Origin of the sequence: Spirulina sp. 06S082 (assembly GCF_034932145.1) — a bacterium.
Taxonomy (GTDB): Bacteria; Cyanobacteriota; Cyanobacteriia; order Cyanobacteriales; family Spirulinaceae; genus CCY15215.
In genome coordinates this window covers 24,626-49,928 of the sequence record NZ_JAYGHV010000275.1, presented here as the reverse complement: position 1 = coordinate 49,928, position 25,303 = coordinate 24,626, and the positions used below count along the sequence as shown (strand labels likewise).

At 41.2% G+C, this 25,303-nt stretch carries 21 protein-coding genes; 1 reads left to right on the top strand and 20 read right to left on the bottom strand.

Annotated elements, in window-relative coordinates:
- Position 1 precedes the first annotated feature (1 nt).
- Positions 2-3,019 (bottom strand): tetratricopeptide repeat protein, encoded by a 3,018-nt coding sequence (locus tag VB714_RS16025; RefSeq protein WP_323225644.1) that lies wholly within the window; start codon positions 3,017-3,019, stop codon positions 2-4.
- Positions 3,020-3,369: 350 nt separating this feature from the next.
- Here VB714_RS16025 and VB714_RS16020 point away from each other — a divergent pair, with 350 nt between their 5' ends.
- Complete coding sequence (locus tag VB714_RS16020; RefSeq protein WP_323225643.1) at positions 3,370-4,170, top strand: alpha/beta hydrolase; 801 nt, start codon at positions 3,370-3,372, stop codon at positions 4,168-4,170.
- 28 nt (positions 4,171-4,198) lie between these two features.
- Here VB714_RS16020 and VB714_RS16015 read toward each other — a convergent pair whose 3' ends face one another.
- The 19 genes from VB714_RS16015 to VB714_RS15925 all read right to left on the bottom strand — a co-directional run bounded on the left by VB714_RS16015 (position 4,199) and on the right by VB714_RS15925 (position 25,303).
- On the bottom strand, positions 4,199-4,495 hold the full coding sequence (locus VB714_RS16015) for a DUF1816 domain-containing protein (RefSeq protein WP_323225642.1): 297 nt from the start codon (positions 4,493-4,495) through the stop codon (positions 4,199-4,201).
- A gap of 532 nt (positions 4,496-5,027) precedes the next feature.
- Complete coding sequence (gene rlmB, locus VB714_RS16010) at positions 5,028-5,822, bottom strand: 23S rRNA (guanosine(2251)-2'-O)-methyltransferase RlmB (protein ID WP_323225641.1); 795 nt, start codon at positions 5,820-5,822, stop codon at positions 5,028-5,030.
- 30 nt (positions 5,823-5,852) lie between these two features.
- A complete protein-coding gene (locus tag VB714_RS16005; protein ID WP_323225640.1) occupies positions 5,853-6,749 on the bottom strand; it encodes a hypothetical protein in 897 nt (298 codons plus the stop codon).
- A 1-nt stretch (position 6,750) separates the two neighbouring features.
- Positions 6,751-8,229, bottom strand: a complete 1,479-nt coding sequence (locus VB714_RS16000) for a CHAT domain-containing protein (protein ID WP_323225639.1) — start codon at positions 8,227-8,229, stop codon at positions 6,751-6,753.
- 30 nt (positions 8,230-8,259) lie between these two features.
- Entirely contained in the window at positions 8,260-9,291 is a 1,032-nt protein-coding gene (locus VB714_RS15995; protein ID WP_323225638.1) for a hypothetical protein, read from the bottom strand.
- A 44-nt stretch (positions 9,292-9,335) separates the two neighbouring features.
- Positions 9,336-11,438, bottom strand: coding sequence for a protein kinase domain-containing protein (locus VB714_RS15990; RefSeq protein ID WP_323225637.1), 2,103 nt, complete (start codon positions 11,436-11,438; stop codon positions 9,336-9,338).
- 18 nt (positions 11,439-11,456) lie between these two features.
- Complete coding sequence (locus tag VB714_RS15985; protein WP_323225636.1) at positions 11,457-12,647, bottom strand: FHA domain-containing serine/threonine-protein kinase; 1,191 nt, start codon at positions 12,645-12,647, stop codon at positions 11,457-11,459.
- A gap of 53 nt (positions 12,648-12,700) precedes the next feature.
- Complete coding sequence (locus tag VB714_RS15980; protein WP_323225635.1) at positions 12,701-14,470, bottom strand: PP2C family protein-serine/threonine phosphatase; 1,770 nt, start codon at positions 14,468-14,470, stop codon at positions 12,701-12,703.
- A gap of 89 nt (positions 14,471-14,559) precedes the next feature.
- Positions 14,560-15,258, bottom strand: a complete 699-nt coding sequence (locus tag VB714_RS15975; RefSeq protein ID WP_323225634.1) for an FHA domain-containing protein — start codon at positions 15,256-15,258, stop codon at positions 14,560-14,562.
- A 42-nt stretch (positions 15,259-15,300) separates the two neighbouring features.
- Positions 15,301-16,683, bottom strand: coding sequence for a vWA domain-containing protein (locus tag VB714_RS15970; RefSeq protein ID WP_204103111.1), 1,383 nt, complete (start codon positions 16,681-16,683; stop codon positions 15,301-15,303).
- A 35-nt stretch (positions 16,684-16,718) separates the two neighbouring features.
- Positions 16,719-17,108 carry a hypothetical protein gene (locus tag VB714_RS15965; RefSeq protein WP_204103112.1) on the bottom strand — a complete coding sequence of 130 codons (390 nt, stop codon included), beginning with the start codon at positions 17,106-17,108 and terminating at the stop codon, positions 16,719-16,721.
- 18 nt (positions 17,109-17,126) lie between these two features.
- Positions 17,127-18,614: a vWA domain-containing protein gene (locus tag VB714_RS15960; protein WP_204103113.1), complete on the bottom strand. Its 1,488-nt coding sequence runs from the start codon at positions 18,612-18,614 to the stop codon at positions 17,127-17,129.
- A 59-nt stretch (positions 18,615-18,673) separates the two neighbouring features.
- Positions 18,674-19,399 (bottom strand): M15 family metallopeptidase, encoded by a 726-nt coding sequence (locus VB714_RS15955; RefSeq protein ID WP_323225633.1) that lies wholly within the window; start codon positions 19,397-19,399, stop codon positions 18,674-18,676.
- A 43-nt stretch (positions 19,400-19,442) separates the two neighbouring features.
- Positions 19,443-20,237, bottom strand: a complete 795-nt coding sequence (locus VB714_RS15950; protein WP_323225632.1) for an ARC6/PARC6 family protein — start codon at positions 20,235-20,237, stop codon at positions 19,443-19,445.
- Between the two features lie 40 nt (positions 20,238-20,277).
- The gene (locus VB714_RS15945) at positions 20,278-21,150 is read right to left on the bottom strand and encodes a hypothetical protein (RefSeq protein WP_323225631.1); all 873 of its coding nucleotides are present in this window, start codon (positions 21,148-21,150) and stop codon (positions 20,278-20,280) included.
- 41 nt (positions 21,151-21,191) lie between these two features.
- Complete coding sequence (locus VB714_RS15940) at positions 21,192-22,028, bottom strand: hypothetical protein (protein WP_323225630.1); 837 nt, start codon at positions 22,026-22,028, stop codon at positions 21,192-21,194.
- Between the two features lie 36 nt (positions 22,029-22,064).
- Positions 22,065-22,949: a hypothetical protein gene (locus VB714_RS15935; protein WP_323225629.1), complete on the bottom strand. Its 885-nt coding sequence runs from the start codon at positions 22,947-22,949 to the stop codon at positions 22,065-22,067.
- 28 nt (positions 22,950-22,977) lie between these two features.
- Positions 22,978-24,165: a vWA domain-containing protein gene (locus VB714_RS15930; protein WP_204103118.1), complete on the bottom strand. Its 1,188-nt coding sequence runs from the start codon at positions 24,163-24,165 to the stop codon at positions 22,978-22,980.
- Between the two features lie 55 nt (positions 24,166-24,220).
- Positions 24,221-25,303, bottom strand: coding sequence for a hypothetical protein (locus VB714_RS15925; protein ID WP_323225628.1), 1,083 nt, complete (start codon positions 25,301-25,303; stop codon positions 24,221-24,223).

Genomic DNA, 25,303 nt, shown 5'->3' with positions numbered 1-25,303 from the left:
CTCAATCTACCTTTCCCGAAAGGACGAATCCTCCCCAATAATAGGGTTGTGAATAGGGCCAATAACTTTCCCCTTGTCTTGCGGCTTTATCTCGTGCTAAATCTCGCGTCATCTTGAGATTTTCCAAACATCCCGAGGGTGCATCTTCTAACTCTTTTAAGAGGCGATCGCAAGTTTTAATCAGTTCATCATAACTCAGATCTCGCAACCACATTTGCGCTTTTTTGAGTGCTTCTGCGGGTTTTATTTCTTGTTTGAGTAACTCGTAAAAACGAATCATTAATAAACTGGTTGAAATTTCAGTGACTTGCCAAAGGCTATATACCACATAAGTTGCTCCTTTCACCAAAAAACCGACAGCAAAACCTACAAATTCATTGCCAGCTTCTTGTAGTGTAGGCGATCGCGTTTCACAAGCGGAAAGACAAACTAAAGAAGCACTGGGATGGTCTAAACTAAAAATATCCCTCAAGGTTAATTGCTCTTCATTGGCAAAAGTAAGGGCTGAATTCTGAGGCTCAAGAGTATCTTGATAGCTATTTCCGGCAAAATGAAAAATATGAGTTGGTGTTTCTAAGGCTTCTAAAACTGTTTCTTTGCTGACCCCTATTCCACCCATCGTTTTACTTGGGAAAAACTGCGCGATCGCATTAACTTCTAATGCTTTAGAAGAGATAGGATTGGATGCAGGATCGATAGTCAATAAAGGAATTGACGACTGAGTTTGTGGAGAAAGAGGAAGAGAATTTGTTAACCGCAGTCCAAATTTGCCACTGGGAAGATAGGTAATATTAAAATCTCTTTGCTTGAATGATGTTGAAAAAAGAAGATGGAGGGGAAGTAAATGTAAGATTTGGTGCGGAATTAAAACTAAGCGATCGACGGTTTTAGAGAAATATGAGAGAATCTTGTCAACCTGTAAAATTTCGCTCAATTCTTGTAAAGATTGCAGATGTGTTGCGGGAAATTTTTGTGGGTTGAGGGTTGAAATGGGATCGTTAGCTTCTCTGCGATCGCCATCTTTTAACCAATTCTCAAAGGCAGCTAACTGGGAAGAATCTGCCGGAATAACCAGGAGAGGTTGGCGATCGCGGAGAATAAATGTAGTTATCGAAACAGGACTGATATGCCAGTAAATTCCTCCAGTATTGGCATCCAGCAATTGTTGCAATTGTTGATAGTTGGGTGAAGCAATAGGAGTTTGATTAATAGCATTATTCTGTTGCCAATAGATAGATAAATTTTTGCGTTCTTCTGCTAATTGTAAAGCCAAGATTTGCTGTTTGCGATCGGAAGATCGTGCCAAACGCTCAATTTTCAAATGATGAAAACCAATGAATTTTTGCGAGAGTCTGAGTTTTTCTCGAGGATTTTTAAGATTCAGCACCAATTGATTGAGAATAATTAAAGCAATATTGATATAATTTTTAACATTTAAGCTATTGCCGAGGGCATGATTAGCGAGAATTAATCCTTGCATAACCTCTAAATATGGCTCTTCCAAATTGGGGCGATCCTGCAATGCGTCCAAGGATTTCTGATAGCTGGCGATCGCTTTTTCCCAATAAGAGCGAGAATTTTCCTGCCCGATCGCGGTCTTGGCCGCAGCTAATCCCTTATAATATTGTAGAGTTCCCCGCGCTAAATAATAATCGGAACTATCAGGTTTAAGTTTACTCAATCCCTCATTCCAATTGTGAATAGCTGCATCGCAATCCGTAGGGGAAGAAGCCTGAAAAATTGTCCAACCGCGATTAGCCCAAATTTGCCAGAATGCAGGAGAAATTGCGATCGCCCGATCGAATTGCGCGATCGCCTCGTCATAATGTCCGAGTTGAGTCGCAGCTAAACCCCAACCGTTATAAGCCAAAATATAAGCAGGTTGAATCGTAATTGCTTCTCGATAATCCGCGATCGCCTCTTGATAGTTGCCAGTAGCAGCATGAGTATTACCTCGACTGTAATATGCTTGGTAAAAATTAGGTTGAATTAAAATCCCTTGAGTAAACTTTTCAATCGCTTCGGAATATCGTCCTAATTCTCGTAAAATATTGCCGCAATTGTGATAAACATCGTAATAGTTAGGATTCAAACTTAGCGCTTCTTGAAAATCTGCTAAAGCGGCTTCTAATTCTCCCGCTTTCCCCTGAATAATACCCCGTCCATTATAAGCAAACTGTAAGTTAGGTTGCAGGGCGATCGCATTGTTAAAATCATCAAGAGCCAAGCTATCTTGACCCGAATCAGTATAAGCCATGCCGCGACCGTTCAAACCGAGGGCAAAATCTGGTTTAATTTCAATCGCGCGACTAAAATCCGCGATCGCCGCGTCGTATTGTTTCAACTCCAAATAAACACTACCGCGATTAAAAGCAGCTAAGTGAGAATCTGAGGCGATTTCTAAAGCTCGATTAAAATGGGCGATCGCGGCTTCATAGCGCCCCAAATAATATAATGCAGTCCCGCAGCCATTTCTCGCGTCGAACAGGTCCGGCTGCACCTCTAAAGCCGTTTCCCACAAAGAAACCGCCCCCTCTAACTGCCCTTGGCGATATTGTTCTGCCCCATAATTAAAGAGTTCTACCGGATCTTGGGAAGAAATGGTAGGAGGGAGAGTTGTTTCCGGTTGAGGAGTCAGAATATCGCGATCGCTTAACTCGAATAATCGCGTCCCGATTTGTTGGGATACCTCCCCCAGATCCCCACAGCCTATTTTCCCCAAACGTACCATTTGGCCGGCCACATCGCGATCGATCGCATGAGGGTCTTGTCGCATCAAACTGCGACCGTAACGCTGCAACCAAGAACTAAACCAGGGATCGTAGCGACGAATACCCAGTTTCTCAAAAATGCGAGTTTGTTGCCAGCCTCGGGCGACACAATCGAGAAGGTCTAGCCAAAGAGCCTTATACTCTTCATTACTCAGAGGGGGGATATCTGCGGGATCCTGTAGATCGGAGTCAGGGCCGAGTAAATCCGCCAAGAGGTCTTGCAGCCATCGAAACGGAATTTGAAACATTGAAATGTCGTGAGAGGTTAACAATCAGTCATTCTTACGAAGGACATTGAGCCAGTTATACTCAATTATCCGCTAAAAAGGGAACTGAAGAGAAGCACTAGTGGTCTGTCATACTTAAAATGACGAGTATAGCCCGATCCGCCAGGGATTGAAAATCCCTGTCTCATACGAAAAATCCATTGAAATGGATTAGGGTTATAGCGATTGCCCTTACCCACCAAAAAATCCTTGGCAGACCAGTAGTCACTAACCACTAACTACTCTATTTCCCAGATTTGGGGGGAAACCAGGGGGCAGACTGCGTAGGTGCTACTATCGTTTTATGGGAGAGATAACAACCCATTCACCTAATGCAATTAAACCTTGAAATACGTGGCACGGGATTTCCGATATTATGCTTGCACGGTCATCCTGGGTCCAGTCGCACTCTCTCTGTTTTTACCGATCGCCTCTCCCAAAACTATCAAACTCTCGCGCCGGATCTGCGAGGCTATGGCAAAAGTCCGACGCGAAAAGAGTTTGAGATGCAGGATCATCTCGAAGACCTCGAAGAATTACTCGATCGCCATCAGATCGAAAAGTGTATCTTGCTGGGATGGTCATTAGGGGGTATATTAGCCTTAGAATTGGCATTGCGATCGCCCCAGCGCTTTACCCGTCTCATTTTAGTCGCCAGTGCTGCCCGTCCTCGCAGTAATCATCCCCCGATAACATGGCAAGATTTAGCCTATACTGCTGTTTCCGGAGTCATTAACAACTGCAAACCCGGTTGGCAATGGAATATCGACACCTTTGGCAAACGCTCCTTATTTCGCTATCTCCTCTGCCAACACACTCCCCTCCCTTACAAATATTTGGCCGCAGAAGGCGCGATCGCCTACCTACAAACTTGTAAAACAGCAGAAAGAGCGCTACAAAAAGCGCTCTCTGCTGGATATAATCGCCTTAAGGAATTAGAGCAAATTTCTCTCCCTTGTTTAGTCTTGGCCGGGGAAAGCGATCGCCACATTACGGCGGCATCGAGTCAAGAAACCGCCGGACATCTTCAGCATTGTCAATGGTATTGTTACGCCAATACTGCCCATCTTTTTCCTTGGGAAATTCCCCAACAGGTACTCAATGATATAGAAGACTGGCTTCAGGAGGGTTGAGCATTCCGCATTTTCTCAGCTAATATCCCTAAGAAAACGAAGACAACCGACCGCTAAGACTGGGGATTATCTCGCGATCGCGTTTCTCCCCCAATTCTTCTTCAAAAACGGTCAATTCCTTGGGTCTCATGCGCTCTATTTTAACACTAATGCCGCGAGCGCCTTCTTCTTTTAAATCTTCAATATAGCCAGGGGCGGTTTCTTGAGCCTCGCGATCGCTGACAAAAGGACCGAAATAGTAAGTACAGCGTGGACTATCTGTTTTAACTTCAACCCAGTAAGCAAAACCGGAGGCTTCTAAAAATCGTATCAAAATATTTTTCATAGAAACATTGGGTAGAAACCCCGTCCTTATAGGACGGCTTTATATTAGTTTCGCTACCGCCTTGGAGTTGTTTAATTAGGGTGCTTTTGTATTGCACTTTTAACAGGACAATTACTGTATCTAATTAAACAACCCTGTACGCATAGCAGTTTTGCTCTTTCGAGCCTCCCTTGCGGGGTAATGTTAGCTTCGACTAGGTTATTTTAGCTTGTTGGGTTAGCAGCACTATTTCAGTGACCTTAAAATTGTTTAACTGCTAACGACAGGGCGAGGAACTAGCTTCGCATTCCCAGGTGTCGTGACCAAAATAACGTAGTACGCGGGGTACTTAGTCTGGTCAGAATGGCCTGTTAGACTTCTCTTTCAAGCCTCACGCCTAAGGGCTGAGGTTTCTGACAATTTCCCTCGGATTAGGAAGACTGAACTTAATTCGGCATTATAGCGCCATTCTTTACATTACTTAATTTTTCTTTAAGCAATCCATTTTGTTATACCTCTTCCTCTGTGGAATTACCGTTGTTGGGATCACAATTTACGGGGAAATTTTGCCGAAATTTCGTTGACGAGAGATTTCATAAATCGCGATCGCCGCAGCTACAGAGGCATTCAAGCTGGGGGTCATTCCCAGGAGGGGAATAGATGTCAGGAAATCGCAATTTTGTTCGATGGAAGCACTAAGTCCTTGACCTTCAGATCCGATAACCAAGGCGATCGCGCCATTCAATTCGAGGGTATGCAGGGGGGTTTCGGCATCGGAAATCATGCCATAGACCCAAAATCCCGAGGTTTTGAGGGTTTCTAAGGCACGATTGAGGTTGACGACTCGGGCGACGGGGAAATGCTCTAAAGCCCCCGCAGATGCCTTCATGACGGTAGAATCGATGGCGGCTGCCCGTCGTTGAGGAATCACTAAACCCTGCATTCCCATTGCTTCTGCGGTACGAATGATGGCACCGAGGTTGTGAGGGTCTACGATACCATCAGCGACGAGAATAACGGGATTTTTGCTAGTTTCTAGGGCTTTGGCGATCGCCTCCTCCAGTTCAATATAAGTATAAGGGGCAACTCGTGCCACAATACCTTGATGATTAACCCCTGGGATAAGCTGATTGAGGCGTTGGGGGTTGGTTTCGTCGATAATTGCCCCATTGGCCTTGGCGCGATCGATCGCCTCTTTAAAACGGCGATCGCGTCGCAGTTGAGGGAGTACCCAAAGGCGGTTGAGTTGGCGATCGTTTTCCAATGCGGTCAGGACGGGATGGCGACCGTAAATGAGGTCTGTGGTTTGGTTTTGGGAAGAAGAAGAGGGAGGATGGCGATCGGTCATAGAAGAATTAGAAATTGATTCTCCCTCTTGTTATACATCAATTCGCCGTTGTCTTAATAGTGTGCGAATCTTTTTGGCCGCATTGCTAACAGCAGACTGCTTGCTATCTCTTTCCCAGTTACTTTCTTCGCTCAAACGAACATCAATAATATAAGGAAAATCAACTGTTTTTCCATCTGCTGTTCCAATCACTAAATATTCACTCAAAACCACTTTTTTGCCATCACTGTTAATCAAAGCGGCTGACGAAGATTCTCGAGTTGTTACTGAAACAACCAGATCGTAAAGATGTTCGCTCGTTTCGATAAATGTTGAAACTCCTTTAATAGAATTCCAATAGCATTTAAAGTAATTGAGGAAATTATTACATAAATAAATCACCATCAACACATGAATACTGTATCGAATTTTGCCATCAAGTCCTTTTTCCGCATAACAGTCCTCAATATCAAGAAATTCAAGCAAACTGCTATTTTTATTTAAGGTATAACCACTAATTAAGCGAATTTGATCTTTAACTACATTTTGAGCCGCCATTGGTACATTTTGATGAGAACTAACTTGGATGACATTTAAGCGATCTGGCGTTGTATCAAATAGCTGTCTCCGATCTTCAAGTTGCCATTGGTCAATTTGAGCATCTGTAACTTTGGGACGAATATTAGGACTCACCTTAATTTTTGCCAGGAAAAAGCCAACAACGATCAGTAACAATGTAAATCCAGGGTCAATAAGTAAAGAGATCAATAAAGTTACAATCGCGCCATAAGCATACCATGCTTCTTTAGGCATTCGTTGCTCTTTCCAATGAGAGAAGAGATCGCCCATAATCCGTTTAAAAATTGCTTCTTTAGTTCGATTTCGCTTTCTCAAGCATTCAAAATATTCTTTGATTAATTTGCGCTTTTCGCGTTCGGAAATTGCCATTTTATTGTACCTCGGTTAAGGATAGAATTTGAGATAGAGTTGAATCTTTGACGATAGAACTCAATGCAGGATAGGTAGATGCAAGTTTCCCTAATTGGATCTCTGACATTGCCCTTTTGTAGTAACTTTCATCACTATTGAATCTGTAGCGAGCAAAAGGGACTGGAAAACCTCTTTTAAAGTAAGAACAATAACTCACAGTTACGATAAAAATCTCCTTTTCAGCAGGAGTTAGTTCTTCTTCTGAAGCTGTATTTAAAGTTTGCAGAAGGAGATCGCCTTCTTTAGGAGGCAAATATTCTAAATAGCCGTATTCTGCGGCAATATTTTCGATGAGATTCAGAAAAATATTATTTTTCCGCGATACTTTTTTAGGAAGAAAATCTTGCCAATTTAAAGTTGTTTCTGAAGGATGCTGACAGAGAACAGGCAACCACATTGCACAAGGACAAGTATCCTCCCAACCTTGCAATCTTTCTCGTGCTTCTCTCACGGCAAGATATAAAGGTTTTCCTTTGGAATAGGCTGAAAGAAAATGCTTTAAAAACTCTTGTGCAATTATATCTGGAACAGGTTCGCGCATAACAATAATTTGAGGGATTTGTAAGTCAGCTAACTCTCGTGCTAAACCTAATCCATCGCAAGAGTTAAAAATAGCAAGATGAGTTCCTCGTTCGATCGCTTTTTTAAGCGCAAAGCGAAAGGCTTTGAGATTATAACTATCTTTACGATTGAGATAAATTTTGCCTCTATCTCCTTGAGGATTACTGGAACTATGTCCAGCAAAGAAAATAATATTCCAGCCTTCTTCATCCCAAAGATATTCAGTCAGTTTAGGGCGATCGGGTTCAACTAAAAAAGCTATTTCTGTATCAGGTAACTTTTCTAAAAATTCTCGATCTTTTTTAATATTAATACCGTTACTATTTCCTAGGATTGCGAGGATTCTTATTTTTGATTTAAGTACAATTTCTTTTTGAATTTTCTCATAAGCAGAAAGACTTAATGCAATTTCAACTTTAGTAAAACCATCCCAAAAATCCCAACAATGCCAAGGAAGCTGTCGAAGTTGATGGTTATCGGTTTGAATGACAATACGAACAGTATCCGATTTAACTAATTGCTCTAAAAGTTTATAATAAACGGGATAAAACAAAGAATATTTCAACCATTTATTAAGTTTTTGTGTTAATTTTTCTTCATCTTCAGTGATTTTTTTGATTATTGTTTTTATTGATTCAATAGAAGTTGTTCCACCTACTCTTGCTCGATTATTGAGCAAATATAAAAATCTATTTCCACTTAAGCTACGATAATTATTTTGCCAAAGTTTATAAGAGTTGACTAAATCAAGAGCAGCAGGAAGTTTTCCTATACTTCGTGCTAGAGTGCTGTAATTCTCGTCTTTAATTTCCAAACTGACGGGAATTTCTTGATTTAAATTGCCTTGGCCGAGATCGAGAATGACTAATTTATTCATGATGCTGATTAAGAGTTAAAAAAATTGATCTTATAAATCAGTAATATTATTTTCTGAATTTGTGGAGATTTTAAGGATTGTTTTTCCATTATTCCATAAATATTTAAAGTGTTTTTCAATATCTTCAATAAAATCTGAATTGGCAAGTTTAAAGGCAGGGAAATCATGATCTTCAGAATCATTTAAATACATAGATATTACTTTCATTTCTTTGTTAGAATAATAACAGCATGGAGAAAATAAAGTGTGCAACTTCAATTCTAACGATCCTTTAACTTCTGATTGCTTCTCTGAAATTTCTTTACATAGTGACTCTAAAACTTTAAAACGATAGTCAACTACTTCTTTAGAATAATAGAGGCTATTTGATTCTGTAAGACATTGAATTAATTTTGATTCTGGATTAGCCATTAAAATTTTAACATTACATCCATCAATTACTTTCTGTTTTATAAAACGTTTGCTAACATCAAATATTTTAATTTCTTCAAACAATCCTAATATCTTTATTTCACTTTTTTCTGATTTTTTGAAATCATCTGAAATTAAGTTTATATATTCATCTTTAGTTTGATAAAAAACTTGGATATGTTGAGTAACTTCAGGAGAATTAAAAACTGCTTTCATGGAATTTTGTATTTTTTCAACAATAACTTTAGTGCTTTTTTCTGTATTTTCTTTAATATCTTGTGTACCTATTTTGATATCTTCTTTGATTTTTGTCGAGATTGAATCGGTAAGTTTTTCCATATTTTTCTGTGTTTCTCGCTTAGACTCTCTCATTAAACTAAGCTCGATGAGCAAAATTACAACTGGCGATTGTATCAAAGTGCTTCCCAAACTACTCAGCAGATAAATCCAATCACAATATATCGGAATAGAAACTTCAGGCTTATCTCTCTTTACATTCTTTTGATAGTCACATTGTTTTTGCAATTTATCATAATTATGCAATAAAATACCACCTATAATAAAGAGAATAGTAGATACAATCAAAACCGATCTACCTAATGGATGTAAAACAGGTAAAGGTTTGTATGTTTGTGTTTGATTATTGGACATTGACTTATCCTTTAAAATAATTTATTGACAACTTTGAACGAAAACTAAAGTTGAACCCCAGCACTTTGAAAAACTTGTTGAATCTTCTGTGCTAAATGAACCTTATACTGTTGGTTATAAAGCTCGATCGCGCGACGATAAGAAGTCCACAACTGACGAAAATAGGCAATCTCTCCATCAGAAGTTTTGATATTGAGTAAAACCCAGCCTAAGTTGTGATGTGCTTCTGCATAATCTGGCTTTAATTGCACTGCTTTTTCTAGCACAATTTTAGCTTCTTCCCATTGTCCGACGCGCCCTAAAACCGTCCCCCAACGGAAATAAGTAAAAGCATTATCGGTAAAGCGTTGACTACAGATTTCATAATCTTGAATTGCTCCTTGTAAATCATTTTTTTGTTCCTGTATGATGCCCCGATCGCATAACATCCAGCTTGGCATTTGAGCGCGATCGCTAACCCGATTAAAACTTTGTATTGCTTCTGACCATAACTGTTGTCCAGCTTGTTTCCAGCCTTGAAATCCCCACGCAAAACCATGTTGGGGAAATTGGGAGAGAATCTCTTGCAAACAGCGATCGACATCGGTAGACTGTTGGGTAACAACTGCCTTATCTAAAGCTGCAAGGAGACAAGAATAAACCCAGACTCGAACATCTTGACGATGGTTTAATTGTTTAGATTTAAAAAGCGTCGGTCTGGCATAACGAATGGTCGCTTTCCAATCTTGTTGATTAACGGCGATCCACCCTTGCAGTCCCATAGCAAAAATTGATTGATTATCCAATGCGATCGCGCGTTTAACAGCCGTTTCTGCCTCCGACCATTGACCTGATTTCCCTAAAGCCCAAGCAAGATTAGCCTGTATCCAGCCTTCACTTGGAGAGAGATTTACAGCAGTTTGTAGGTGATGCAAGGCTTCCGACCAGTTACTGCGACGACAACTCACTAAGCCTAATACCCCGTATCCCCGACCATCATTGGGTTTAGCTTGAATGGCAACTCGGGCAGCAGTTTCGGCTTGACTTTCGTTGATATAAATGAGAACTAAACTGAGTTCTACGGCAGCATCTCCATTTCCCGGTTCGCTGTCAAGACATTTATGATAGGCATCTGCTGCTTCTGAGAGTTTCTGTTGCTTGACAAACTGTCTGGCACGACTGAGAATAGGGGAAACGAGGCGACCTTGGAGGGCTTGAATCATTTCATCGGCGCTTTGAAAGCGATCTTCTGCCCGTATTCTCATTCCTGTGAGGATCGCTTTTTCAGTGATAGGATCGATACTGGGAACAATTTGACGAGGTGGTTTGAGGGTATCAACATGAACGCGATCGGTGGCTTGAATTGGTAATTCTCCTGTTATTAATTCATACATTGAAGCGCAGAGAGAATAGATATCTAAACTGGGATTTCTTCTGCCTTGTGAACTTCCTTGTTCTAGGGGAGCATATTGCGGTGTACCAATCTGAGTCATTTTTTGAGTTTTCCCCGCAATAAATTCCCTAGCATTACCAAAATCAATTAAAATCGCTCGATCTTCTTGATTGATAATAATATTTTCAGGTTTAATATCGCGGTGAAGTAAATTATTAGCATGAACAACTTTTAGTGCTTCTGCTAGTTGAATAAAATATTTTTTGACTTGATTTTCCGATAAAACCTTTTGTTCTTCTAATATTTTAGATAAAGGTTTACCATCTACAAAATCCATGACAATATAAGCAGTCTTATTCTCTTCAAACCAGTCATATACTCGGACAATATGAGGATGAACGCATTTTGAAAGATATTCAGCTTCTCCTTTAAACTTGCTAATCTGTTCTTTTCTTGATTGAGGAGGAATTGAATTTGACCAAATAATTTCTGTTCCTTGACGCGAAGATTTATCGGGAAACAATTCTTTAATGGCAACTTCTGTAGAACTAGAGCGATCGCAACCTTTGTAGGTAATCCCAAATCCTCCTTCTCCTAAAGTTTTTTCAACCTGATAACGTCCTTTTTTAAGAATAGTTTCAGGAGAAAGATGCAAGGGAGAGTGAGAAGAAGATTCATCATTGTCATTAAAAGTAGTTAAGTCAAATCCACAGGCTTGACACATCGTCGCTGTAATTGGATTTTGAGCGCTACAGGTAGGGCAAAAATTGTCCATGATACATTCTCCTTGGAGTTAAAATATTTGAAAAAGAAAGCAAATTTTACCAAAGCTAATTTCGTCACCAGAATTAACAAATTCGGGGGTAGTAATTTTGGAACCAAATCGAGATTGGTTGGAACGTTTAATATAAATGTGATTGGTTGAGTCTAAATCTCTCACTTTCCAGCGATTTTCTTCTTTGTAAAGTTCTCCGTGACGGCGAGAAATAGTGTCACGATCGCGAAAATGATTCAGGTCAACATCTACTGCACCAGTTTCTGGATCCGATCGCCCCACGATCGCGCGATCGCCTTTCACCTCAAATTCAAAGGCATCAAATCCAGGATGGAGATAAACCAGTCTCGCAGTCCCTGTTTGATAAAGAGCATTTAAACACTCCATTAATTTTCCGGCACTTTGAAAGCGCTGTTTTCGATCGCGTGCCATTCCTATTAAAATGATCTGTTCTAAGCGAGAGTCAATTTCCATTAATTGACTTGGTGGAATTAGGCGATCGCTACTGATGCGGTCTGGTGCTTCGGCGGGAGAATATCCTGTGAGAAGATGATACATTGAGGCACAGAGAGCATAAATATCAATGGTAGTATCGTGCTGACCAAAAGTAGAATATTGTTCGATGGGGGCATAAGCAGGGGTTAAAATGGCAGTCATTTTGCCTGTTTTTCGTGCTTGATATTCCCGCATTGCTCCAAAATCGATTAAGATGGCGCGATCGCGGGAATCAATGAGGATATTTTCGGGTTTAATATCCCGGTGTAATAATTTTTTACTATGAATAACTTGTAAGGCTGCTGCAACTTGCAGAAAATAACGAAGTAAGCGATCGACGGGAAATTTACCGATTTCTTGGAACAAACCCAAGAGAGATTTTCCTTGCACGAAACTCATGACCGTATAAGCCGTATCATTCTCTTCAAACCAGTCATAAACTCGAACAATATTCGGATGAATACACTTCGATAAATACTTGGCTTCAGTCTTAAATTGTTGCAATTGTTCTTGTTTTTTTTCTTCATTAGCTCTCATCCAAACCACAGTTGTACCTTGACGAATGGCACTATCTGGCCAATTTTCTTTAATGGCTACTCGCAAGGTGCGAAGGCGATCGATCCCTCGATAAGTAATGCCAAATCCACCTTGACCGAGAGTGGTTTCAATTTGATATCGTTGTTGTTTGAGCAGTGTACCGGGAGGAAGTTGCATTATCTTAAATTCACAAGAACAGCAAAAAAAAGTATGAGAAACAAGCAATTTCGTTAAAATTGCCGGCTTTCTCCGAGACATTTCAAAGCAATTAAAGTCGCATTATCATCTGCTCCTTTTTTAAGGACGCTGGCGATCGCCTCATCAATGGCTTCTTGCAAATCAGAGAAGTCTGTAAACAGTTGCGCTAGATCTTCAGGAGACACTAAGCCCCAAACACCATCGGAACAAAGGAGGAGAATATCTCCATCTTCAAGAACAAGAGAGAAATCCTCGCCAAACCGACTTAAATTCTGGGCATATCCTGCGCTTAAACGCGGTTTAGAACCGAGAGATTTAAGAAGAAGATTGCTATCGGGATGATTGAGACTCTCTTGATAAGAAATCTCACCACTGGCCAGTAACATGGCAACCATTGAATGGTCTTCACTGAGTTGACAAATTGTACCTTTTCTGAGTAAAAAGATGCGACTATCTCCGACATGAGCAAGGTATAAATTGCGTTCGACGGTGAAAGTAATACTGAGAGTTGTTCCACCATCTTTGACGCGATCGCTAACGGCTTCATTAGCTTTTTCCACCAGACTCATGACCCAATCTCGACAAGTTTGGGGTTTATTTAAGTCTGGAGGTAGAGGTGTTTCTAACACCGTTTGAATGGCGAGTTGACTGGCCACTTCTCCTTCTGCCATTCCCCCCATCCCATCGGCAACGGCGGCTATAATCCATGAGGGAGAATTGCTGGCAGGTTGCTGACGAATGCCGTAGCTATCCTCGTTGTGCAAGCGATTCTCTGAGAGTCCTACAGTAGACTGACTGGCGATTTGCCAACGAATTTGGCGCGATCGCAATGATTGTCGAGTTTCCACGAGGAGGTTTAATAATTGAGAGAGGAAAAAGCGATCGTCTGCGATCGGGTTGAGGGCAATTTTGAGAATTTGATGGATGCGCGGAATTTTGTCAATATCGGGGTTTAATTTGTCCTCTGGGAGACGATGATGGATGGCTTGATAGAGTAAGAGTCCGACAATATAGGTACTCATTTGTTCGTCAATGGGACGATCTGAAGCAACTTCTGGGGCGCAATAATCTGCTACTAAGCCAGATTTTAAAATCTCTCCCGTGGGATAAACTCCTGTAAGATCGAAAAAGCGAATCGGCGTTCCCATTTGAATGAATTGAGGAAAAAGGGAGACTAAACACCATTGTTTTTGTGAGAGGACGCGGAAAAATTGGCAGACTTGACTGGCTAGAAGAAGCGATCCTTCCTGAGAATGCTCCCCCTCAAGCCAAGTCGCAAGATTTTCCTCCTTTTGGGGGAACTTACTGAGGAGAAAAATTCTTTCTCCTGAAGTTTGAGAAGCGATCGCAACGGGTTCGTAACATTCCTCCTCTAAAAACCCCGCATCGGTTTCTGACTTCTCTTCTAAAAGCCCTACATCGGTTTCTAATTCCTCTGTCAATAAGTCCTCTTTTTCTAACTCTTCAAGTTGAGCAGCCAACATCTCACTTGCTTGAGAAGAAAGCACCTCTTCTGTTTCTGATAAAGGGGAGTCCGAGGACAATTCGATCGCATCTTCTCTGGCGATCGCCAGTAAGGGAGAAAGCATCTGATGTTCTCCTAAGACCTCCCGCAACTCCCTTTCTCGTGCCAGTCCACCTTCCGCACTTCCCACCCGCAAAAGTCCCAGTTGAGGAGGAGATTGAATCTGCACGCGGAAATAGTCAATATCGGCAAAATTAGCAATTTGAGCCTCTATCTTAACTTGGAAAGCATCGATCGCATAAGTGCGATCCATTTCGATAACTAGAGATTGTTTCATGTTGCTTAAAGTGAATACTGCTAACTTTAAAAACAAAGTTGCTCTGCCCCCAAAACCCCAAAATTGGTTGCTAGGGGGCAAAACAGCCTTTAAGAACTTTGAAAGAGAAAGCGAATTTTTGCGATCGCCACTTCATCCCCGGAATAGAGAGGTTCTGGCATCATAATTCGCGCACCAAAACGAGGCTGGCCAACTCGCTTAATAAAGATACCGTTAGTCGAACCAAGGTCTTTAATTTTCCACTGTCCTCCCTCTTGATAAATCTCACCATGATTGCGAGAAATAGTATCTTCCCCCGGAAATCCTTCCAGATCGATATCCACCGGACCCGTATCGGGATCGAAACGTCCGACAATTAAGTTACTCCCATCCAGAACAAATTCAGGATAAGGACAACCCGCTTGTTTCGCAACCAGTCGTGCTGTATCTCCGGTAAATGTTTGCGGTGAGGGCAAATCCCCGAGAGTGGGTTGCGGAGTGGGTACCGGGTCGGGATACATCGGTTGAGGGACAGGCTGGGGATCGGGATAAGCCGTTGGTTGCGGAATGGGGTCGGGATAAATGGGTTGAGGGACGGGCTGGGGATCGGGATAAGCCGTTGGTGATGGTTGCGGAATGGGGTCGGGATAGCTAATTTGGGTAGGTTGGGGAGTGGGATCGGGAAAGGATACTGGAGGGGAAGGTGCGGGAGTTGGAGCAACCGTTGCCGTTAATTCATTCCCACAGGCTTCACAAAACTCAGCCCCATCGATATTTTCGTAGCCGCAAGCATCACAAATAATAGCCATAATTTACCTCCTTTTTAAGTGATTAATAATCGATTGTTAAAATCAGGTTCCCGAAATTTTGCGAATTTGTTCGTCGGAAATAGAATCATTAATATCTCCTCCCATACGAACGGTTTTGCCCTTGGCACCCATCTTGATGGTTTTGCTGCGTTCGGGGGAAATTTTGCGGGTTTTGCGGAGTTCGTCCCGAGCGTCCCCGAGGGATCGCGTCATGCTACTATTGCCCAAGCGTTGAGTGATTTTCTGAGCAGTTTGTAGCAGTTGTTCCGCTTGTTCCGGGTTGCTATTAGCGAGTACAGTTGCGCGTTTGACCATATCGCCGATATTGCACTGCTGCACATAGCCCATCACCTCTTGGTCTACCTGCGCCCCCATTTGTCCGGCGACAAATTGAACAACGACGTTTTGAGGAGGGAGTTCCCCTCGTCGATTTTGTCCGGGTACATCATAAGTGAGTCCTAATTGGGCGATGCGAACTCGTTTGGCGGGACGACTATCGAGGTTGAATTCGAGGATAAATACGGTTTCGTCGTTAGCCGTTGCATTGCCAATGGGGTAAGGATCGCTGGTGAGAGAAAATTCTGCTTGTTCGGGATAGGCGCGAACAATGCGGTTTAAGGTAACACCTTTAACAGTTTGTACCGTCATTTTCAGATTGTTAATGACATCTTGTTGGGCGCGATTAAACTCTTGGATAATGGTGTTGGGTAAATCTGTAACGAGGACGGCAGACCCTTCCGGCGTAGCATCAGGATCGACGTGAATAGCAACACCTCCTGTCATATCTTTAAGTTGGATAAGTAAGTCTTCTTCGTAGTCCCCCACTCCGACAACAGTAATGGGAATATTGCTAGTCACAAATTGGGGGGCGAGTTCTAAGCAGTAGTCTTCGTCAAAGGTCGCCCCGTCGGTAAACAGCAAAATCCGGCGACTGGTCATCTGTTGAGTGGCTAGGAGATCGAAGGCGTGGCGCAGTCCCAGTCCCATGCGGGTGCTACCGGAAAAGTTACGTAATTGTGCGATCGCCTCTTCAATCGATGTAGTTTGGGTGGCAGAAGTGAGGGGCAGAATAGTGGAAGCTGCGTCGTCAAACTGGATCAGGGCAACGCGATCGCTACCATCGAGTCTGCCAGAATGAATTAAGGTTTGCAGGGACTCTATCACGATATCAATTTTGGATTTTGCCCCAGTCACTTCGTTATATTCTTTGCCATCGGAAAAGAAGGTTCTTCCTGTGGGTTGAGGGTTGCCAGCAATGACTTCATACATCGAACCACTGGTATCGATAACGAAGGCAAAAGCAGTGGAAGGGCGAGAACTGGCAACGTCTTGGGTCGGTCGCAGTTTTAGCATCAGAAAGAGTTTTTGTTCGGGGCTATCTGCGGGTAAGAATTCCCGGTGGGGAGTGATAGAAACGTTCAGCATTTTGACTATCCTGAATAGGGGTAAATTACGTTTGGTTAGGAAAAAATTAGAGGGGGAAATGCACCCACGTGGGGTTCAATTTCGCCGAAATCTGGCGGGATAAGAGGTGGGATTTCTTGATTGCCTCCTTCGCAAACATTTTTGATATTGGCGGCAATTAAGAGGGGTAAATCTAAGATGACGATTGTATCGCGGTAGCCTTCCTGAATATCTTCAACCCAAGCTGAAATAATACGATTGATGTTGGTTGTATCAATTTTACAACCACTTTTATTTTGCAAGATTTCTCGCATTCGCTGAGAGATTTCAGCAGTAAAAATTTGTTTGGGATTATTTTCTTGGTTGAGATTAAGATCGAGAATATAAGGATATTCTTGAGCATCAGGATCGTCTTTTATTTTTAGGGAAACTTTATATTTCACCATTGTTCATTTAATTGCAAGTTAATTGGGCAATCGATGGGTTAAAGTTTTAACTTCTAACAGGACATCACCCAATTTTCGGCGATCGCCATCGTTGAGTTCATGGCGAAGTTTTTTCATGGATTTGAGTTCGCGCATTTTGTCATCAAATTGCATAATAATTTTGTCCTTTTCTGTAAAAATTGTGGCAGTTATGGCGGGAAAACCTTTATCTTTACGCAAGTAAACGTGGGCATCTTGGGAACTTCCTAAAATGACAGGTTTATCCCCAAGAGAGATTTTGGTTTGTTCGACGGGACTCCAATGGACGACTAACCATGCTTCGCGGCTGAGTTGTTCGATCAAGGCGATCGCCACCCCAAGGAATGCCCCTAAAATGGCGGCACCCAATAAGCGCCCGACAATATCCCCCATTGCACCCGCAGCGAGGAGAAAGCCCATTGCACCGCCAATTCCTCCTAAAAGTCCGGCAAGGAGAGCGCGGGAAGATTTTAAGTTAGGAACAAAAAAGGACATTCCACCACCGACTAAAGTACCGAGAATTGCCCATCCCGCGACTCTACCCACTACGGCTAAGGGGGGGAAACTGGCAACGGGAGCATAAATGAGTTGTCCAATCGCCCCCGCCGCTACTCCAGCACCTAACCCACCGAGGAAGCCAAGGATGCCCTCATTGAAGGAGAGGAGACGACGGTGGAGGTAGTGATTTTGGCCGAGGATCAGGGACAGGGAAGTGCCAATGGCGAGGAGTCCAGTCCAGATGCCGATACGGAGGAGAGAGTAGAGGAGAGGGTAGTTGCCCCCATCTTCAGATTCCACCAGTTGTTTGCCATAAATTGCCTCTTCTGCGGCACGGAAGGCGCGATCGAAGTCTCCGGTACTGGCGTAGAAGACGCGATCGCGATCTTGGGTCAGTTGAGTGAGGAAATTTACGTCAGCATCTCCCGTTGCGACGGCAATGAGGTTAATATTGTTATTTTTGGCAGTCATTCCAGCAGTGAGGGTTTTGTTGGCTTCTTCGATCGCATCGGTGCCTTGAGAGCCAGGTATACCGTCGGTGAACAGAAGAAGATGGCGATTCTCTTCTGCAAATTGGAGTTGATCTGCGGCAGCGTTGATGGCAATATCCATCATTGTCCCTCCTCCGTCAGACAGGTTCGCGATCGCGGTTTCGAGAGTATAAGGATCGGATGTTAAGGGGGTACCGAGATGAACGTCACTACCAAAACCGAGAACAGTAAATTGGTCTTTAGTGAGGTCTTGGCGTTGGACGAATTGGATGGCAGCGTTTTTGGCTTCTTGCAGTTTATCCCCATCCATGCTACCGGAACAGTCGATCAGTAAGGCGATCGCTTGGGCAGGACGAAAGAAACTAGGAGTAGTTTTTGTTAGTGCTAGGAATCCTTCTCCAAAAAGCAAGGCAGCTATTAAACAACCCAATGCCCCATACAAGCCGAATAGGGTGGGTTTATTGAGTTTTTGTCTAATTTGAGTTAGAAATTGATTCATTTTAATGATTATTTTGTGGCACGATTGAGAGTTAAATAGTTTGATTTTCTAATGTGCAGTTAAAATCGAGAAAATATCTCTTTTGCTTCTTTTGAACCAGTAAATCTCCAATGCCAAGGCTCAAAATTTACACCTTGTGAATTATTAAGAGGAAAAGATAATTCAAAACCAAACTCTTTCGCATTAGTAGTTAACCATTCATAAGCCTTTGTATTGACAAATTCTTGAGTTATATCTTGTTTTGGAACATTACCATCTGCTAAATCTATTGCATAGCCTGTATGATGCTCGCTGTAACCGGGAGGCGCACTAACTCTTGCTGCTGCTTCAGGTGAACCGTATCGTTGAACCTGATTATTAAATAATTTTTCTTGTTTTTCGATTGTCCTGAAACCTGAAACAGGAACAATCCATACACCTTCATCTCGAGCAGAATAAATCATTTTCATTAACGATTTTCCTGCATCTTCATGAAGAAATTCAAATCTTTGATAAGGTTCTTTAGCATAACTGTTAATGAGTATTAAACGGTTTTCAGGTGCTTCTGAATACAAAAAATGTTTTGGCACAATAGACTTTTCTGTATTAATACTAGAGGACTGAATATAATTGTCAGGATTTTTGGATATATCAGAAGTCCTAGACTCAGATATTGTTGAATTGTCCGGAATCAATTTTAAATTATTCAAAGCTAGTGAGACTGTTAAAATAATAGCTATAGAGAAGACTAAAATATAGCTAAAAAATGGTTTGATGGTTGAAAAAAAAGATTTTAAGATTTTCATGGCAATCATAAAGTAATTACTTTTTGGGGACAATTCAAATGATTTAGTCAAGTAGTTTCGCATCATAGATTTTCCAAATTCCATTATCAAGAGCAAAATAGTAGATATAATCACGAGTCGATGAACCAGAGTTTTCATAATCTATTCCTCTAGGTCCATATAAAGTCAAATCTTCATAAATTGTTATTTTAAGTTCTGGATATTGTGATGAATCTGAAAATGAAATAACTTTTTTTATTTCAGAAGCTCGATATTTATAATAAGAGTTATTTCTGCGAAGCCAATCAATAGAACCGTTAGGCTTTGTAATATCTTGATAGCGTTCTCCTGTCGTTAGCTGCGAAACTAATGATTCATCAAAAGGAGGAGAAAAAATGCTAGACTTAGATGCTAACCATTTATTAACAATTGCTATAGCATCATCTTCATAAAGTATTATCTCGCCTCCTTTTCCTGCAATACTAAGAGACAAATCAAAGGAGGTAGAACCTTGAGGGGTAGAAACTTGAAGGGTGTATATTCCATTTTGTTTAAATTGAAACGTTTCTAGTAAATTCATTTCTGGATCGTAAAGCCACAAACAAATATCATTAGGTGTATCATATTTTAAAACTCGATCTGATTTGCCTTCAAAAATATAGCCAAGATACTGACCAAATTTTAATTTTCCAGAGATATCAATACCTTGGCCATCTATCTCAACTTTTTGCACATTTTCACTTTCCAAAGTGCCTTGAGGTTGAGATGGACATTGCCTATTTACAATAGGAATTGATGTTGATGAACATCCTGTTAAGAACAGCAAAATAGCTAACGATGTAAAATTATTTTTGTTCATAGTAATTTCCTCAATTAATGAATTGATGAATTGATTTAAACTAGGGAAAAGTAACTTCTGCCCAAATTCGAGTTAATGAAGTATCAGAGTTTGTATCTACAAATCCTTCTAGCCTTACAATTCTGAGTGATTGTCCTGCATGAAGAGGTTTATAAGTTTTAGGAGCTAATTTAAAATAAGGAGGCTTGGGAACATCACTCCGTATATTTGCCCCTGTTTTTAGAGTCACTATTAAGTCAGGAGTAGGAACAATAGAAGGTGTAATGGTAACAGGTTGTTTTGTAGTGGGAATTAAAGGTTCTCCATAAGAATAAGTTCCTGATGTATTATTAACAGCACCCAACCAAATCCAACCAACTCCATTAGTAGGTTGGATTTTTGGAGGGTTTAAAACTGGTTGAGATAAGGGTGTTACTTGAACCGTAGGTGATGACATTGGAATTGTAGATGTAGCTTGAACCGTAGGTGATGATGATATTGAAAAATCTTGTAAACTGATCTTTAAATCAAATGTAGTTGAAGCCTTAATTGCAGTAACTTGCATTGTATATTTTCCTGTTATTGGTAGAGTTCCACTAGAGAGAATTTCATTTTCTGGAGTGTATACCCAAATACAAATATCTTTGTTTGCTTCATAGTCTAGTTTTTGATCTTTTTCTCCATCAAATGTATATGCAATCCCTTTGCTTTTATGAGCTATTCCAGATTTAGTAATTGGCTCTTCACTCAAATCAATTAATTCAACATTTTTTGAGTCTAGAGTAATAGAGGGATTTTCGGGACATGATTCTTTCATTAGGTTTTTTGTTGCTTGTGACTCCTTTTCTCCAAGAGAAATGTTGATATTCGGTAAATTAGCACACCCGAAAAGAAACAATGGTAATGCAAGCAGTAACAATTTATTAGCTTTCATGGTTTTTGACCTCCAAAAAATCAAAGTGTTTAAAGTTTGTTTTACGGTTGCTTTTTCTGGTTAATCAACCAATCGCCAGTAGAATCATTCCAAATTAAATAAATTCTGCGATTGGAATCTGGAAAAGATTTGCCAGTGTGCATGACATAGCGTAAATTCGCATCCACGATCGCACTCCCCTCATCCATATCAATTAAGCGAATCTCCCCAATTTGAATCTCCCGCACTTTTTGCCACCAGTTCACATATTCCGTATAGCCTTTAGCCACCTTTTGAAAGTTAGGAGTAAGTCTGTTCCACGTTGCTTGGTATTGACGCTGACTCAAGGAAATATAGTGATTTTTAATAAATTCTGTGGGAGAAGTTCTCTGAATTGTTGGTGGATTATTAGGAGAAGCAGGAACGATCGCAATAGAAGGTGAAGACGAAACTGACTGAGGAGAAGAAGGTTGAGGTGTAGGAGATGGTTGAGATGCCGATTTTTTCACATCCAACCCCATGGCAAGATCGAAAGTTGCCGATCCGCTAGGTGCGGTAATTTGTACGATATACGCACCATCCTGGGGTAATTCCCCGCTATTTAATAACGTCATATCTGGTGTATATAGCCAAACACAAATCTCTTGTTCCGTTTGATAGTCAAACCTTTGTTTGGCTTCTGCTTCAAAGCGATATCCTAGAGATTTATTCTTTTTAGCAATTCCCGATTGAGTAGTCATAGTTTCCGTTAAATTGATGGATTCGACAGCATCTTTTTGTAAAACAACTTGTGGTTCGGTAGGACACTCTTCTACTTGACTTGATTCCTCATCAATTTTTTGACTAGATTGACAGCCAAAAATTGAAATTAAGATGCAACCCGTGATTAGATACTTCATTATTTTACCTAGTATTGATAAACTCTATTGTTTGATTTATAAAGCTTTAGCTGTAGATATTTCCCATTCTCCTTTTTCTTCATTCCATTCTAGAGTAAAACGAAGAGACTCCGGCGAAATGCTTCCTTTTTTCATGTGATAATTATACTCAACATCGACAATTGAAGTATCATTATCTACTGTTATTATTATAATATCTTTTATGTTGACTCGATCGACTGTTACCCACCAATTATAAAAAGAATTGTAACCATCTGGGTGTATTTTTTTATCTTGTTTCCGGAGATAAGTCAGCATTTCCCAAGCCAAAGGATACTCTTCATTATTGATATAAGAATAGTATTTTTTTATGGACTCTTTAGGATCGGTTCGAGCGATCGAAGACGAACTATTTTGTGGTGGAGAATTACTGGAAATCGTAATATTACTTTGAGGTGGAGAATTATTTGAGATTGTTGTACTACTGGGCGACTGTTTGGCAATAGAAGAAGAAACATTTTCCTCATTGGTTAAACTCATAGCGAGTTCAAATGTTGCCGATCCTTGAGGAACAGAAATTTGTACGATATAATTGCCATCCTGCTCGAACTTTGTCTCTTCTAAAAGTTCATTCTCAGGATTGTAAAACCAAAGACAAAGATCCTCTTGAGTCTGATAATTAAACCGATCGCCAGCTTTGGCCTCAAAACGATATGCTTTGTGTTTGCGACGACTGACATTTCCAGACATAATCATTTCTTCCGAACTCAGATCGATCGCTTGCACATTCTCGGATTTGAGAACAATTTCTGGAGTCTTGGGACATTCATCGCTGACAGAAGAAATATCCTTGTCCTCCATGTTGCTACATCCCCAACCCAGCAAGGCGATCGCCAGCAAGAGAAGATATTGTTTAATCTTTGTAAAAGTTGCGAAATTCATAATTTTACCTACTTTTATAATTGCCAATTTAACTCTCCGCGTCTTCCTTTAACTTCTTTCCCCAAAGCCAAAAAGGAAGAACACCTCCTAACCCGACAACGAGGAAAATAGTCCCCATCATGGCCAAGCGAACTTGTGCAGGTAAAGAACGACCAAAAACCGCGATCGCATATCCAGAAAGAGGAGACTCTACCTTGTTTTCTACGATCGCCTTTACCTCATGTTTCGATCCCCGTTGTGCATGGGGAGTAACGTAAACCAATTGATATTCCAACAAACTGTTGAAAAACAATTGCAACGCTTCTGCAACCGATTCTTCCTCCCCAGAAAACTCAGCCACTCCTCCCGTCATATCGGCAATTTCTGCCAAGCGATCCTTGTCTACAAATTCCTCAAAAGGAACCTTTCCATTTCCTTCTCCCAAATCTTTTCGCGTTGCAGATCTTCCTAAACCATACTGTTTGCCTAACTGTTCTGGAGTCAACCCATAACCCAAAGTATGCACCACAATATCTTCATTTTTTTCCAGTAGATATTGTAGGGTTTCAAAATCCTCTTGTTCCGTCTCCGCTTTGTTGTGATAGCCATCAGAAAGAAGAATGACAGAAAGACGAGGTTGAGTAATCTTAGACTCTTCAGAAGGATGAAAACGAGTATCTTTTTTATTGGCTAAAAAACGAACAGTGCGGTTGAGAGGTTCATAGAGATTTGTAGAGGCACAAGGAGTGCGTTTCCCTAAAGTCTCCAAATAGTTCTGTAACTTAAAGTCTCCCGCCGGAAAAAAGCGATCTAAAGTCTTACTATTAACAGGTGGAATTTTATCCACCGGACAACTATCCCCCGGTTCCCCAAACGGCACGATCGCCATCTGAATATCTCCACCACTTTCCGCAGAGCGATCGATAAAGGCTTTAATGGCGTTAATTGCCCCTTCATACTTGGTTTTACCCCGACTATCCTTTCCCTTCATACTGCCGCTAAAATCCAGTAAAACGATGACCCAAGCAGGAGGAGGAGTCGCATCTTCTGCACTCTCCCATTCCTCAATTTCCACCGCTTCTCCATCTACCTCCAAAGCAAAATCTCGCTCATCTAAGGTAATAATAGGTCTGCCATCCGCTCGCTTCACTTTAACCCGCAAAGTTACGCGATCTTCCTCTGTTTCGGGAGTGCCAACAATTTCTGCTTCCTGCGCTTGTCCCCAACTCGGAGTCATAAAAACCGCAAGGAGAAATAAAGAGCCTAAAACAGAACCAAGAAACGAGAGTAACTTAAGCCTGCGGATCGAGGAAGCGGTTATAGTAAACAAATCGGTAAATCGGTGCTTCATTGTCAAATTCATCGGTTTTAGCGCTAAAAGTAAGGACATAATTGTGCTTTAAATAAATGGGAGTCTTGGAAGATAGGCGATCGCCATTGACTTCAATGGTGTAAAAAAAGCGAGGATTGGGTGTTAGAATTGCTTCCCGACTGTGTAGGTCAATATCAGCAGCATGAAGAGGAAGATCGGGAATACGAATATTGGCTTTAGGAGAGGAACCAATTCTAAGTTTTCCGCTTTCTGGGAGTTGAATCGAAAGCCCTTCTTCAATCCAATCTGTCTCGCTGTTACTGACAAATTTAAGCAGAGGTTTTTCAATCTGAGGATAGAGTTTGCTTTCCACTGTGGCATAAGGATCGATATTATCATAAATGTCTCCTTTGTATTCAAATCCAGTACCAGCTCTGAGAGCAGCCATATAACTGGGAGAATTAGAAATACTAAAGGCTAATCCCAACAGCAGTCCGAGAATTAAAAAGCCAATCGGGTCTTCTGCACCTCTAAATTCCTTGGGCATTTCTCCGAGGGGAATACGAATTAATTCAAAGAGAATTGCGGCAGCTAAACTGGCACTACTAGCAGCAAAAATACTGAGTTTGAGACGCTTATGAAAACGTTTTTTATCTCCTGCTTCAATGGTTTGCCAGCGCCATGTTAACCCCTCTGCAACGCCAACAGAACTGCCGATAAATAGCCATCCTAAAGAGCGAACTATGGGAGTTGGAACGCGAATAGCAGGATGAAAAAGAATTTGAGAAATACCTCCAGAAACCAGTCCCGCTACAAGTCCCAACCCTAAAGCAATGAGTAGAGGAATTTTAGCTTTACGAAAGCATAATTTAGGACGAGTAGGACTGCTGACAAAAATTTCATTGAGTACCATTCCCACCGCGAGAGAAATGGCAATACAAGGAAAAAGAACGACTTCTGGAACGGTTTTAAATATTCCTATATCGGTAAGGAACAGTTGACCGATGTTCCAACCAATTAAGGCTGAGGTTATTCCGGCTAGGATATAAAGATAGATTCGCAT